Origin of the sequence: Massilia sp. DJPM01, from assembly GCF_030348125.1 — a bacterium.
Classification (GTDB): domain Bacteria; phylum Pseudomonadota; class Gammaproteobacteria; order Burkholderiales; family Burkholderiaceae_D; genus Telluria_A; species Telluria_A frigida.
In genome coordinates this window covers 30,880-44,529 of record NZ_JAQOZV010000021.1, presented here as the reverse complement: position 1 = coordinate 44,529, position 13,650 = coordinate 30,880, and the positions used below count along the sequence as shown (strand labels likewise).

At 62.7% G+C, this 13,650-nt stretch carries 16 protein-coding genes; 9 read left to right on the top strand and 7 right to left on the bottom strand.

Annotated features, from left to right (window positions below):
* Positions 1 to 21 precede the first annotated feature (21 nt).
* From PO883_RS15385 to PO883_RS15365, 5 genes are all read left to right on the top strand, one after another.
* Complete coding sequence (locus PO883_RS15385; RefSeq protein WP_373890070.1) at positions 22 to 804, top strand: MinD/ParA family protein; 783 nt, start codon at positions 22 to 24, stop codon at positions 802 to 804.
* Positions 805 to 819: 15 nt separating this feature from the next.
* Positions 820 to 1,551: an RNA polymerase sigma factor FliA gene (locus PO883_RS15380; RefSeq protein WP_167087964.1), complete on the top strand. Its 732-nt coding sequence runs from the start codon at positions 820 to 822 to the stop codon at positions 1,549 to 1,551.
* Entirely contained in the window at positions 1,533 to 2,279 is a 747-nt protein-coding gene (locus PO883_RS15375) for a flagellar motor protein (RefSeq protein ID WP_289310549.1), read from the top strand. The genes PO883_RS15380 and PO883_RS15375 overlap by 19 nt, the downstream gene beginning before the upstream one ends.
* A gap of 3 nt (positions 2,280 to 2,282) precedes the next feature.
* Complete coding sequence (gene motD / locus PO883_RS15370) at positions 2,283 to 3,041, top strand: flagellar motor protein MotD (protein ID WP_289310548.1); 759 nt, start codon at positions 2,283 to 2,285, stop codon at positions 3,039 to 3,041.
* A 120-nt stretch (positions 3,042 to 3,161) separates the two neighbouring features.
* Positions 3,162 to 3,662: a hypothetical protein gene (locus PO883_RS15365; protein ID WP_289310547.1), complete on the top strand. Its 501-nt coding sequence runs from the start codon at positions 3,162 to 3,164 to the stop codon at positions 3,660 to 3,662.
* Positions 3,663 to 3,828: 166 nt separating this feature from the next.
* Here PO883_RS15365 and PO883_RS15360 read toward each other — a convergent pair whose 3' ends face one another.
* Positions 3,829 to 4,926: a M35 family metallo-endopeptidase gene (locus tag PO883_RS15360; protein WP_289310546.1), complete on the bottom strand. Its 1,098-nt coding sequence runs from the start codon at positions 4,924 to 4,926 to the stop codon at positions 3,829 to 3,831.
* A gap of 410 nt (positions 4,927 to 5,336) precedes the next feature.
* Here PO883_RS15360 and PO883_RS15355 point away from each other — a divergent pair, with 410 nt between their 5' ends.
* Entirely contained in the window at positions 5,337 to 7,121 is a 1,785-nt protein-coding gene (locus PO883_RS15355) for an amidohydrolase (RefSeq protein ID WP_289310545.1), read from the top strand.
* Between the two features lie 978 nt (positions 7,122 to 8,099).
* Here the strand turns inward: PO883_RS15355 and PO883_RS15350 are convergent.
* The 6 genes from PO883_RS15350 to flgA form a co-directional block, all read right to left on the bottom strand.
* Positions 8,100 to 9,029, bottom strand: coding sequence for a hypothetical protein (locus PO883_RS15350; protein WP_289310544.1), 930 nt, complete (start codon positions 9,027 to 9,029; stop codon positions 8,100 to 8,102).
* 82 nt (positions 9,030 to 9,111) lie between these two features.
* Positions 9,112 to 9,939 carry a S8 family serine peptidase gene (locus PO883_RS15345; RefSeq protein ID WP_289310543.1) on the bottom strand — a complete coding sequence of 276 codons (828 nt, stop codon included), beginning with the start codon at positions 9,937 to 9,939 and terminating at the stop codon, positions 9,112 to 9,114.
* A gap of 90 nt (positions 9,940 to 10,029) precedes the next feature.
* Positions 10,030 to 10,188, bottom strand: a complete 159-nt coding sequence (locus PO883_RS15340) for a hypothetical protein (protein ID WP_289310542.1) — start codon at positions 10,186 to 10,188, stop codon at positions 10,030 to 10,032.
* Between the two features lie 91 nt (positions 10,189 to 10,279).
* On the bottom strand, positions 10,280 to 10,753 hold the full coding sequence (locus PO883_RS15335; RefSeq protein ID WP_289310541.1) for a flagella synthesis protein FlgN: 474 nt from the start codon (positions 10,751 to 10,753) through the stop codon (positions 10,280 to 10,282).
* A 30-nt stretch (positions 10,754 to 10,783) separates the two neighbouring features.
* Positions 10,784 to 11,089: a flagellar biosynthesis anti-sigma factor FlgM gene (gene flgM, locus PO883_RS15330; protein WP_167087980.1), complete on the bottom strand. Its 306-nt coding sequence runs from the start codon at positions 11,087 to 11,089 to the stop codon at positions 10,784 to 10,786.
* Positions 11,090 to 11,197: 108 nt separating this feature from the next.
* The gene (flgA, locus tag PO883_RS15325; RefSeq protein WP_289310540.1) at positions 11,198 to 11,905 is read right to left on the bottom strand and encodes a flagellar basal body P-ring formation chaperone FlgA; all 708 of its coding nucleotides are present in this window, start codon (positions 11,903 to 11,905) and stop codon (positions 11,198 to 11,200) included.
* Between the two features lie 183 nt (positions 11,906 to 12,088).
* Between flgA and flgB the strand changes: the two genes are divergently transcribed.
* From flgB to PO883_RS15310, 3 genes are read left to right on the top strand one after another with little or no spacing between them, the layout of a single operon-like run.
* A complete protein-coding gene (gene flgB, locus PO883_RS15320) occupies positions 12,089 to 12,511 on the top strand; it encodes a flagellar basal body rod protein FlgB (RefSeq protein ID WP_289310539.1) in 423 nt (140 codons plus the stop codon).
* A 2-nt stretch (positions 12,512 to 12,513) separates the two neighbouring features.
* Entirely contained in the window at positions 12,514 to 12,915 is a 402-nt protein-coding gene (flgC, locus tag PO883_RS15315) for a flagellar basal body rod protein FlgC (RefSeq protein ID WP_289310538.1), read from the top strand.
* A 14-nt stretch (positions 12,916 to 12,929) separates the two neighbouring features.
* Entirely contained in the window at positions 12,930 to 13,643 is a 714-nt protein-coding gene (locus tag PO883_RS15310) for a flagellar hook assembly protein FlgD (RefSeq protein WP_167087988.1), read from the top strand.
* The last annotated feature ends 7 nt before the right edge of the window (positions 13,644 to 13,650 follow it).

The following is a 13,650-nucleotide window of genomic DNA, read 5'->3' as shown; positions in this document are numbered from 1 at the left end:
CAGGCCGAAGGCCTGCGCCGGATGCTGGCCGGCCCCAAGCCGCGCATCGTCACCTTTCTCTCGGCCACCCCGCAAGACGACAAGGGCGCCATGCTGGTCAACCTGGGCGCTTCGCTGGCCCGGGCCGGCAACGATGTGCTCATCGTCGACGCCTGCGACCGCGAATACGGCGTGGCCCAGCGCCTCGGCGTGGCCGACCGCGCCAGCCTCTTGCAAGTGGCGCGCCAGCAGTGCGCGCTGAACCAGATCATCCACCAGGTGCCGCAGGGCTTCGGCGTGGTCAGCATGGCGCGCGCGCGCGGCGGCCCGGACGAGGCGCGGCGCCTGGCCAAGACCTTCGACGTGCTGGTCAAGCAGACCGGCATCGTCATCGTCGACGGCGAATTCGGCGACGACGATACTTTCCCGGTACCGGTCATGGACAGCGCCGAAATCGTGGTCCAGGTCTCCACCAGCGCCGCCTCGATCACGGCCGCGTACGCCCTCATCAAGCGACTTTCGCAACAGTTGGGGCGCCGTCCGTTCGGAATTCTGGTAACGGGCGCATCCGAAGCCGAAGCAAAGGTGGTATACGATAATATGTCATCTGCGGCAAGTCGTTACCTTGCCGTACAGCTCACCTCGATGGGCTCGGTCCCGGCGGACGAATACCTGCACCGGGCCGCGCGCTTGGGCCGGGCCGTGGTCGATGCGTTCCCGCTGGCCGGGGCGTCGGTGGCATTTCGCCAGCTGGCGGGGCGCTTTGCCCTGACAGCCATGCCGCAACTTGGCAGGACAGGGGGGACTTCCCATTTTGGTTCTTAAAACATACTGATAACTATGTACACCGTCAAAGGGAAAGCGGACAAGAACCATTTACTGACGGAGCACATGCCGTTGGTGAAGCGTCTCGCCCACCACATGAAGGCCAAGCTGCCACCCAGCGTGGAAGTGGATGACCTGATCCAGGCCGGCATGATCGGCCTGCTCGACGCCATCACCCGCTACGAGGAAACCCACGGCGCCCAGTTCGAGACCTATGCCGTGCTGCGCATCCGCGGCGCCATGCTCGACGAACTGCGCAGCAGCGACTGGCTGCCGCGCTCGATGCGCCAGAACATGCGCAAGATCGAAACGGCGATGAGCACCCTGCAGCAAAAGCTCGGCCATCCGCCCACCGAATCCGAAGTCGCCAAAAGCCTCAAGCTGTCCCTGGCCGACTACCAGGACATGCTGACCGACGGCGGCGGCCACCAGCTGGTGTACTACGAAGATTTTCACGACAACGAAGGCGGCAACGACAGCTTCCTCGACCGCTATGCGGTGGACGATGCCGATCCGCTGCGCAGCCTGCTCGACGGCGACTTCCGCCACGCCGTCATCGACGCCATCGACAATTTGCCGCCGCGTGAAAAAATCCTCATGGGCCTGTACTACGAAGAAGAACTGAACCTGAAAGAGATCGGGGCCGTCATGGGGGTATCGGAATCGCGCGTGTCGCAATTGCACACCCAGGCGGTTGCGCGCCTGCGGGCGTCCTTGAAGGAGCAGGCGTGGACCGGGCCAGCGTAGCGGGGATCTTCCTGGCGCTGGCCGGCCTGGTGATCGGCCAGTCGCTGGAGGGCGGCAAGCTGTCCTCGCTGGTGCAGCCGGCGGCGTTTGCCATCGTCGTCATCGGTACCGTCGGCGCCGTGCTGCTGCAAAGCGAAGCGCCGACCTTCATGCGCGGCGTGCGCATGCTGCGCTGGGTGTTTTCGCCGCCCCCAAGCCAGCGCGCCGGCCTGGCGCGCGAGATCGCCGTGTGGGGCTTGCACGCGCGGCGCGACGGCTTGCTCTCGCTGGAAAAGTACATGGCCGTCAACAAGGATAAATTCGTGCAGAAGGGCTTGCGCCTGGTGGTCGATGGCATCGCCCCCGACAAGCTGCGCAGCCTGCTGGAGATGGAAGTGACGGCCTACGAATTCGGCGAACGGCAAGCGGTGAAAATCTGGGAATCGGCGGCCGGCTATTCGCCCACCATCGGCATCCTGGGCGCGGTGCTGGGCCTGATCCACGTGATGGAAAACCTGAGCGACCCGGCCAAGCTGGGCAGCGGCATCGCGGTGGCCTTCGTGTCGACCGTGTATGGGGTCGGGCTGGCGAATATGTTTTTCTACCCGATCGCCAACAAGCTGAAAACCATCGTCGCCGAACGGGTGACGCAGTACGAAATCCTCACCGACGTCTTTCACGACATCGCCAGCGGCGACCATTCGCGCGTGATCGAAGAGCGGGTCGCCTGCCTGCTTTCGCGGCCCTGAGCCATGGCGCGCAAAAAATACGAAGCCGAGCACGAAAATCACGAACGCTGGCTCATTTCGTATGCCGATTTCATCACCCTGCTATTCGCCTTCTTCGTCGTGATGTACGCGATCTCGGTTGTCAACGAAGGCAAATACAAGGTGTTTTCGGTGTCGCTAGGCGACGCCTTCGGCGGCAAGGACAAGGGCACGGCCAGTGTCGCCAGCAGCAATGTGCCGCAGCTGATCGTGCTGCCCGACCCGCTCATCAAGCGGCGCGCCGAAGCCATGCGGCGCGAAAAGGACCGCTTGACCAGCCTCGCCCAGAAACTGACCTCGACCCTGGCCCCGCTGGTCAGGGAAGGCAAGGTGCGGGTGACGCAGAACAGCCGCGGGGTGAGCGTCGAGATCAATGCCAGCGTGCTGTTCGACCCGGGCGACGCCACGCTCACGCCGGAATCGGACCAGGCCCTGCGCGCGCTGGCGGTGCTGCTCAAGGACGACCCGCATGCGGTGCAGGTGGAAGGCCATACCGACCCGACCCCGATCAGGAATGCGCTGTTCCCGTCCAACTGGGAATTGTCGGCGGTGCGCGCGAGCAGCGTGGTGCGCCTGTTCATCGACAGCGGCGTGGCGCCGGCGCGCCTGACGGTGGTGGGGCACGGCGCCAACATCGCGGTGGCGCCCAACGCCACGCCGGAAGGCCGCGCGCGCAACCGGCGCGTGGCGGTGACGATCTTGTCGGCGCTGCCCGATACCACGACCGAGATTCCCACCCGTTGATCCAACCGGGCTGGCCGGCCGGGCGAAACGAGGCACAATGGCCGGGAATGGCACAGGCGGGCGACCCGGCCCCGCCGATCGGCAACCGCAGCCGGGACGAACCAAACAAGGAGCATGGCGATGAAACGATCACTGGCGGGCGTATTGATGCTCATGGCGCTGGGGCTGGCCTATGCGAAGGATAAACCGATGAACGGCGTGAGCGAAAAAGTCGCGCTGGCATCGCGCGAGGGCAAGGTGCTGGTGACCCTGACGGTGAGCAACAAGACGGCACAGCCGATTTACCTGTGGAAAGTCACCTACGCAAGCAAGCAACTGTTCGGACCGGAGTTCGAGATCAGCGTGGCGGGCAGTGCGGCGCCGGTCAATTACATCGGCCCGGTGGTCAAGCGCGCGCCGCCGGGGCCGGATGATTATGTGAAGGTCGAGCCGAACGGCGTGCATAGCAACACGATCGACATCACGGGCGCGTATGACTTCCTGCCAGGCAAGCACCGCTACCGGCTCAGCCATACAGGAAGTTACGTGCTCAGTTTGCAGCAGCTGGATAATCCGGTGGCGATCAAGCCGGCATCGGCGCGCTTCACCCATACCCAGGAGGCGCAGCCGGCGGAACAATAATGCTCGTTCCACATCTTTCTTAACCGGGGTCAGACCCCGAAGCTTAATGCTCGTCCCACATCTTTCTTAACCGGGGTCAGACCCCGAAGCAGTGGGCGGGCCGCCACCCTATAAAAAAACAGCCTGGACGCTTGCGCGGCCAGGCTGTTTTTCTTCCATCGTCCGCTTATGGCAGCGACGGGGTGTTTTCGCCGAAATATTCGTGGGAATCGGCATTGTCGACAGCTTTGGTCGGATTGCTGGTCGCCAGGCTGGCGGCGGCCGACTGGCCGTACGCCCAGTCATCGGTGGCGCCGACCACGTTGAAGTGGCTCAGCTCGTGCACCAGGGTGCCGCCCTTGGAATCGGTGCCGGACGTCGGTGCCGACCAGAAGGCGTTGCAGACGTAGATCTTGTACGGCTGGGTCGGGTACACATAGGCGTAGTAGGATTCCTTGCAGCTGCAATCGACCACGATCGGCTTGGTGTCAAGCGCGTTCTTGATGTTGGCATAGTGCGTCTTCACGCTCGCGTAACGCCCCGATGAGTAGGTGCCGAACCATTTCTTGTAGCGCGTGCCGGTCAGGCCGCTGTTGAGGTAATTGACACCGCTGTTGGCCATGTTCTTGGCCGCCGCCACCCCCGCGTTGATCGAGGTTTTCTGCCCCGAGCTGCAGCTGGCGAAGGAAATGCCAGCCGTTCCCGCCAACTGCTGGCGCGATGCCAGCTCGGCCGGATCGGCCACCACCGTGCCGCGCTCGAGCCGTCCATCAATCCACAGCGATACCGGCGCCGATTCGATTTCGCCGATCTCGCGTTCGGTGCTCATGGTCATGCTGTTGCCATCCGGCGGGGAATTGAACAGGTTGAGCGAGGCCGCGTGGTAGCGCACCGCGTAGTCACCCGTCACGCTCATGTCGTACAGGGCCGACAGCTCGACCTTGGCGGTGTGCGAAGCGCCTGGCTTGAGCAGGTAGTAATCCTTGGCGGTCGGGGCGGGGCGCTTGTAATGGCGGCCCTGGTACGGCACATGCGCACCATCGCGGGTGACGTCGAACAGGTGATCCTGGACCCCGGCAAACGGCGTGTGCCATTTGAGCACGTATTGCGGCTTGGACGAGGTGTTGGTGATGGTGACGCGCATGACGACGTCGTCTTCCTTGTTCAGCGATGCTTTTTCCGGCGTCAGGCTGACAGTCACCCCGTTCGATCCCGCCTGGGCTGCCAGGCAGGCTGCTGCTGCTACGATACCGACGCTTGCTTTTACCAAGTGATTCCAGTTCATACAGTTCTCCGTGAGTGAATGTGCTTGTTCTGAGTGCCGGCCCATAAGCGGGCTCAACAACTCATCGTTACACGCGAAATCGGCACAGGACATACATATTCATCGGTAATTGTGTCCTTCCGGCGAATTCTGAACGTATCATTGCGGCCCTTAAAAGAATGTGCTTTCGCACAATTCCCTCAATGAAATCAAGCTTGTCGCGGGAAAAAACTTCCATTGGTATTTAACAAAAGTGTTAAATTTCGACGAGGGTGTGCCACGCCGCGGGCAAACGGGTATTCTGGCGCCGGGGCGCATAAGGTGAACTGAGCAAAGGGAAAACGATGACAAAGAACAATGGCCGGCGGCCGGATGGCGCCATACACACGCAGCGCGGCGTGCTTGTCCTGGGCAGGCGCGCTGGCGCCGTAGTGATACTGGCAGGCGCAGCTGCCGCCGCTCACGCGGGTGCGCCGCGCAGCGCCATCGACGCTGCCGACATTATCTACCGCAACGGCTACGTCTACACCGTGGATGCCGGCGACAGCGTGCAGCAAGCCCTGGCGGTACGCGCCGGGCGCATCGTCTACGTGGGCGACAATACCGGCGCCGCCAAGCTGGCCGGCAAGGGTACCCGCGTCATCGACTTGCAGGGACGCATGCTCATGCCCGGCCTGATCGATGCCCATATGCATCCCCTGTCCGGCGGCAAGCGCCTGCTGCGTTGCAATCTGAACTACGAGGCGCTGACCGTGCCCCAGTTCCAGGCGCGCATCCAGGCCTGCGTCGACAAGGAAAGCAAGATCAAAGGCAACAAGGAATGGCTACAGGTGGTCAACTGGTTCGAGCAAGGCATGCTGCCAGCCGGCCTGGTAAGCACCCGCGCCACGCTCGACGCCATCAACAGCGCGCGCCCGATCGTGGTGCGCTCCTCGTTCGGCCACTCCAACCTGGTCAATACGCGCGGCCTGGAAGTGGCCGGCATCACGCGCGCCACGCCCAAGCCGGCCACCGGCAAGATCGTGCTTGACGCCAGCGGCGCGCCAAGCGGGCTGCTGGAAGACGCGGCCATGGAGCTGGTCGACCAGCTGCTCCCGAAGACCACCCCGGCCGAAAACGTCAGCGCCGCCACCTACGCCATGCAAGCGCTGGGGCGCCAGGGCGTGACCAGTTTTCTCGACGCCAGCAGCGACCCGGAAATCTTCGCCGCCTTTGCCGCCGTCGAGCGCCAGGGCAAGCTGAGCGCGCGCGCCCATTTCGCCGCCGAAGTGGCCACCGAAGATGGCGCCGATCCGGCGCGCGCGGTGGCGTCGGTGCTCAAGATGGTCAAGCGCTATCACCAGGAAAAGAAGGGCGTCGCCCCCATCATGCGCGTGCGCCACGCCAAGCTGTACATGGACGGCGTGATCGCCGCGCCGGCCCTGACCGGCACCATGGTCGCGCCCTACTATGTCGACCGCGGCACGCCGCAGCATCCGCACTGGGTGCCGGGCGACAGCAAGGGGCCGCCGACTTATTTCCCGCCGGCCGCGCTGAAAGCCATCGTCATCGGGCTGGCCACGGCCGGCATCGATGCCCACGTGCATGTGGACGGTGACGGCGCGGTGCGCGAAACGCTCGACGCCATCGAAGCCCTGCGCGCCGCGCCCGGCGGCAAGGATGCGCGCCCGGCCTTGGCGCATGCTGAAATCGTCGACCCGGCCGACTTTGGCCGCTTTGCCGCGCTGGACGCGAGCGCGGTGCTGTCTTTCCAGTGGGGCAAGCCGGCGCCGGACACGGTGGCCGGGCTGAAGGATTATCTGGGTCCGCAGCGCTACGCGATTGTCGAACCGCAGTCGCTGCTGCTCGATGCCGGGGCGCGCGTGGTGTTCGGCAGCGACTGGCCGGTCGATGCGCTGGACGAATGGTTTGCGCTCAAGGTGGGCGTGACCCGCACCAACGCGCCGTCAGCCGGCCCCGAGTTCGCGGGCAAGCTCGGTCCCGCGCCAGGCATGCCGCGCGCGGCCGTCTTGCGCGCGGCGACCATGAACGCCGCCTATACCTTGCGCCAGGAGGGGCAGGTGGGATCGCTGGAAGTGGGCAAGCTGGCCGATTTGATCGTGCTGGACCGCAATTTCTTCCAGATTCCGGACGAAGAGATCGCCGATATCAAGGTGTTGCAGACGGTTGTCGGCGGCAAGATCGTGCACCAAAGCCCGGGCTTTGCGTCGCAGTGACACTTCCGCGGCTGCCCCGCATGAGGTCGACTCGACTATCTGGCGAGGGGGCACGTGGCGCGGATCAATGCGCGGAAAGTCGTTCAAGAAGCAGATTGACGATGGTAAATCGACCGATCGCGACGGGCTCGTCGCCGGGGGCGAAGTAGGCAAGAGGAGGTCGGGGCGCGGGGGCCTCGAAAAACCGCCGTGCGCCCGGGTTTTTCGAGGTTTCCTTTCCCCGGAAGCAGGACGGTTTTGCTGTGTACCTGGGCCTGAACGATGTGGAAATTTGTGTATGAAGGACGGGGACTAACAGCGGCCCAGGCAGACCGCCCACTCAACGCGGCATTTGGGAAGGCACGATCCAATCAACCACTCCCACCAGGCGCAGGAGGATACGCAATTACTCCATGAATTTTGGCAAGCTGCGGGGCAGCTCAATTGTTGTGGCAACACTTTTCCAAAACGATCCGATGAGGACGATATATTTTCGATTCGGTAATGTTCGGCCGGTGCGGCCAGCACCAAGCCTGCGGTGAACCCGGGCATGTCCATCTCAACTCTCCTATGCGTGGCCGACCCTGCTCAACTGCCTGGCCGAGCGGGCCAGGGTGCATGGTCGGCATTTTTTCGGTGATCAATAAGCCTTACCTGGCCGAGCAACAGCTCAGTTCATGTCATGATAATTTGGCAGGGCTCACAAAACAGTGCAGGCCCCAACATGTGGGCACGAATACATCCGATTTGCCAGTCACGATTCCACCACAGCCACCAACATCCGAGTTCCCCGGCATTCGCAAATGGCTGACAGACCGTGTTGAGGAATTGGTTTCCGCAGCTTACTCTGACTAATAGCGGACTGACCTCCGAATCGCGACCCCGGCTATCAGCGCTGCCATCGTGCCTGTAAGACAGTCGTTGCGATGACGGCAAAGATGCCTCGGCGTGCATGCTTGGTATGTTCATTTGAGCGTCCTCCTTCTATCGAGCTGATGTTTAACGGTCGTAGTATGGTGACATTTTGGACACCAGGAACAGAAACTCGTCACTGACATCCACACGTGTGAAATATTTTTCGGTAACGTCGGTCTGACGGTTCGCGTAGCTGAAAATCACGTCCACAATCCTGCGCACGCCGCTCAGGCGCGAGGTGCGAACTTCCACGCCCGATAACGAGAAATTTCTGGCGTAAGCGTCGGCCGCTGTTGCATATACAGCAGGGTAGCGCACACACAGGTAGTTCAGCGCCCGGTGTTCGTCTGTGGCGCCAGCGTTGTCGGACAGTTGGGTCAGCCGCGAAAATATCTCATCGGCAATCGGACCGAAGTCCTTTTCAGAGACATTGTCGGGCTGGGGAATCGCCTTGATGAGGCAATCGCGATCAAACGAGTACACCTGATCCACGCCGACGATCGGCAGCATCAAGCCATTGCATGCCTCTGGTGGCGCGATGGGCCCGAGTACGCCGACAACGAGATCGAGGTCCATGCAGCTTGGGGTGGGCCGGGTAGCCTCCACCAGTAGCTCGAGGTCGGTTGGATCACGCGGGACCAGCAGGTAGGTGTCCAGTCCTTCGATGGTCAGGACCCAGCATAACTGACGTGCCAGATAGCGATTTTGTCGCATGGAAATGACCTTGTGCAGCCACTGCCGATCGGTCAGCCCCGCCGTATCGGTGCTGCCCGCCGCCTGCAGCAATTCCTTGGCAACCGCGACCCGTGGAATATGCGGCACGATCCGTCCCAGCGCGTAGATAAAAGACGGCGTGGCTGGCGACGGTTTCTCGGCGCAGCTGGCGCATTTCCCCCCACTGTTATCGAAAGGAACCGCGGTCGTCGGGTTGAAGTTCTCTGACGCGCTGGCCGATCCCGACGCTCCGCCGGGATGGGTACTGATCATTGGCGGCATGCGTTCATCGTTGTCCATGACACTCCTTCACGCTGGTTAAAAACCTGAGTTATGGTGTGACCTTGCGGTCGTCCTGTTCATTGCCTTTGTGCGTCCCGGTTCACTGCTTTGCCAGGAATTGATACGCAGCCCACGCATCCAGGAGTGGCGGCACAATCGTCGGCCGCCGTCTTGTTTGTGCTTGCATCATGGCGACCTTCAACTCGGTCGCGCTAGCGTTCGGGAAAGCCGACCACAACAACATGACAGTGCCGGTAACGAAGGGCACTGCAGCACTCGTACCCCCAAGAAAACCCCGGCTGCGCGCAGCGTCAATGCAGGCGATGCCCTCGCCGGGCGCGCTGAGGCCGCGCATCCCGATCGACCTTCCCAAGCTGGAGTAAGCCGCTGGCCGGCCCGCGCTGTCGCTCGCAGCAACGGGAATCACCCAGGCATGCTGGGCCAGTTTCGAGCCGCCTGACATGCCTTGATTCCCCGCCGCTGCGACCACGATAACCTGGCGTCTGCTGGCATATTCCAATGCCTGATTTATCACTTGCTCGTCCCTGGAAGAGGGGCGCTCCAATCCGATACTGAGGTTGATGACGTTGGCGCCCATGTCGATACATTCAATCATCGCCGCCGCAAGTGCGGCCGGTGATGCGCCAGGCATCCGGTCGCCGTCGGAGATCGTGTCGGCAAACACCGGGCGCACCAGCAGTGTGCAGCCAGGACAGATTGCCGGAAGCACCGATCCCCTCCTGCCATGCAAAATACCTGCCACGAAGCTTCCATGCATGCATGCGAGCTTGTCGGTCCCCTCGCATGCGGCGGGAAGCGATCCGCTGATCTCACGCATGTTTTCGGTCGCGAGATCGGGGTGATTCATTAACACCGGTCCGTCAATCAAACCGATGATTTTGTCCGGTATGCCAGCGGTCAAATTCATCAGCTGCGGAAGTCTCACGAGGGCGGATGGCGACATATGCTGAGGATGGGAGGGGGAAGTGGGGTTGATTATGTGCCGCGCCTTCGTCGCTCATTTGATATCGATCAATCCCCAGCCAGTCGCTACTGTCGGCTGGGCCCGACGCGGGGTCCCGACGAACGCCGTCGTCAGCGCTAAGCCAGCAAGGACGACCCAGGCCCGCTTCGGCTTTACCTGAAACAGACCGTCGCGCCAGAAGATCGCGAGCATTGACCTCGATAGACCTGACGCCAGACCATGCCATGCAAAACGGCCGCACCAGGCGACCGTTCAGTTCATTCAACCGGATAGGGCAGGGCGTCTAGCCCACCACGTAGCGCTTCGATGGCCCGGTGGGCGCGGCCTGGCCGCGCGGGCCGTACACGGCCGCTTCGCCAGCGCTGGCCGGGGTGCGCATCGCATTGATCAGGCTTTGGGTATGCGACAGTTGCTTATTGATCAGCATGCCGTTGATGCGGTTCAGTTCCTTGGCTTCGCGCGTCACGTCCAGCAGTGCTTGCCAGCTGGACAAGGCTTGCGCGTCGCCGCCGCCATCGATCCAGGCCTGCATGCCGCTGTCGTCCGCCGCAAAGCCGGCCGCCGCCAGGTGCTGATAGCGCTCCTGCCCCAGCGCCGTCATCTCGACCACCAGCTGCGCCTTGCGCGGCGTCAGCTCGCCCAGGCCGGCCGTGTCGGCGCTGACCAGCAATTGCTGTTCCTGCTTCATCAATTCCAGCACGGAAGTGATCAAGGCAAGTTCCTGCGGCAGGGTTGTGCTTGGGCTGGCTGTGGACATGGTCGTGGTATCGCCGGAACACCGGCGCGGTTAGCGTTTGCGGGAATGCAGCAGGTCGCGCACGGTGTCCAGCAAGCCATCCGCGACTTTCTCGGAATTGACCTGGAACTGGCCGTCGGCAATCGCCAGCTTGATGCGCTCGACTTTCTTGGTGTCGAACACGCCATTGCTGTTGCCCACCGCGCTGGCCATGGCCTGGCCCTGCGACGACAGCTTGACGCTGTCCGAACTGGCGGGCGCGCTGCTGCTGGCTTTTTCGGCGCTCTTGGCATTGGCTGCGGACGTACTGGCCGCCGGCAAGCCGGGATTACTCTTCAGGGTATCGTTAATTTTCACAGCATCATCCTTCTCTGGGCGGAGCGGCAAAAACTCCAGGGTCTGCGTAAGTAACGGCGCTCGCGTCGTAAACTTTAGCGCTTTCCGGCGCGAGTTTCCACCCCTTGCCTAAAACACCACTTCGACCAGTCCGCCAGCCTTGGCCACGCCGCTGAGAATGGCGCCGGCCGGGGTCCGCACCTGGACTACCTGGCCTTCGCTGGCGTTGCCGATCGCGCGCGCCTCGGCCGAGACGCGAAAGCCATTCCCGCTCGATACCACCCTGACCAGCTGTCCCTGCTGCACCACCGGCTTGCCGCGCAGGGCATCGAGCCGCAAGGGCGTGCCGGACGCCAGCGATACCGTGCTGGTCCGTCCGAGCGCCTGCGCCATGTCGGTGACGATTCCGTTCGGCATCGCTGAAATGTCGCCTTTGAGTAGCACTAATTGCGACTGTTCAATTGTCTGGCCCTGTGCCAGCGGCACGGACGTGGCCACATACCCGGTCACCACGCTCACCTGGGCTTGAATATACACCGTCCACGCCACCGGCGCGCTACAGCGCACGCCGACCGTGGTTTTTCCCCAGGTCCGCGCGCCGGGCTGCTGGAATGCCTGCGGCGCCGGGCACGAAGCGAGGCTCATGCGCTGATTGATGGGGCCGACCGTGACGCTCACTTCCCCCGCCAGCGCCGCGCTCTGGGCTTGCAGATACTGCTCGGCCACACGCTTTAACACGGCCGGATCCTGCAGCGCCAGCGCCGGGGCGGCGGCGGCCGGCGGCGCGCAGCAATATTGCGAGGCAAGCAAGAGGGCAAAAATAAGGGCGATTTTCATAGTGATTGCTTTCAGGAATGAGAGCATCATAGGCTTCACGCGACGCTGCCGAATTCCCGAATAGCCGTGTTTTGGTGTTCCTGATCGTTCGATTGGGCTGGCAACACGGCCCGTATGATTCATCCTGTCATCACCAGTACATTGCCGCCAACCCGGAGGCAGTCGACAGATGCGGAGCACGACATGATTGGCAAACTCGACGATTACATGCGCTTTAACGAGACGGCCCTGAGCCTGCGCTCGCAACGCCAGGAATTGCTGGCGTCGAACATCGCGAATGCGGACACGCCGAACTACAAGGCGCGCGATTTCGACTTCGCCAGCGCCCTGCAGGGGGTGCTGGCCAGGACCACCCCGCCGGCCGGCGTGCTCAAGCAAACCGCCGCGGCCCACATGGCGAGCGGCACCGCCCGTGGCGACCTGCTGCCGAACGGGACCCCGGTGCTGTACCGCACCCCGGCCCAGGGCGCGGTCGACGGCAACACGGTCGACATGGATGTCGAGCGCAACCAGTTCGCCGACAACGCCCTGCGCTACGAAGCCGGGGTCACGATGATCAATATGCAAATCCGCGGCATGATCGCGGCGATCCAGGGAGGCCAGTAATCATGTCCCTATTTAATATCTTCAACGTCTCCGGCTCGGCCATGAGCGCCCAGGCCCAGCGCCTCAATACCACCGCCAGCAACCTGGCCAATGCCGACAGCGCCACCAGCGCCAGCGGCGAAGCCTACCGCGCCAAGCAGGTCGTGTTCGAGTCGGTCCCGACCGCCGGCGGCGGCACCGGCGTCAAGGTGCGTGAAGTGATCGAAGATCCTTCCCCGCTCAAGCAGGTGTACGACCCCAAGCATCCGATGGCCGATGAAAAGGGCTATGTGGCCATGCCGAACGTAAACGTGGTCGACGAGATGGTCAACATGCTGTCGGCTTCCCGTTCTTACCAGACCAACGTCGAAACCATGAACGCGGCCAAGTCGTTGTTGATGAAAACCTTGACCCTCGGTCAATAACCTGAGAAACCGCCATGGCAACCGTTAGTTCGAATGCACCCGTGATGTCGCAAGACTTGCTCAACGCCGTCAATCCCAAGAAGCCCAAGGCGGCCGAAGGCAGCGTCGAAGCCGATACCGACAAGTTCATGACTCTGCTGGTCACCCAGCTCAAGAACCAGGACCCGATGAATCCGCTCGACAATGCCCAGATCACCAGCCAGCTGGCCCAGCTGTCGACGGTGACCGGCGTCAACAAGCTGAACACGACCATGGAATCGCTCAAGTCGAGCTACCAATCGTCCGAAGGCTTGCAGGCCGCCAACCTGATCGGCCACGGCGTGCTGGTGGGCGGCAATGGCGTGACCCTGGCCGGCGGCAAGGGCATCATGGGGGTGGACGTGGGCAGCCCGGCCGATAAGGTGCAGCTGATCATCACCGATCCGAAGACCGGCAAGGATATCCAGACCATCGACCTCGGCCAGCAGCCGGCCGGCACCGTGCCGATTGCCTGGGACGGCGTGGTCGATCCGACCAAACTCGATGCGGCCGGGAAACCGATCGCCCTCAAGGATGGCAATTACCTGATTCGCGTCGTCGCCGAGCGCGGTGGCGAAGTCTTAAAAGATGCCAAGGCCCTCTCGTTCGACACGGTCGCCAGCGTCACCACCAGCGCCAAGGATGGCGTGAAACTGAATCTGCCATCGCGGGGCGTCGTGACCATGTCCGACGTCAAGCAAATTCTGTAAACAAGCC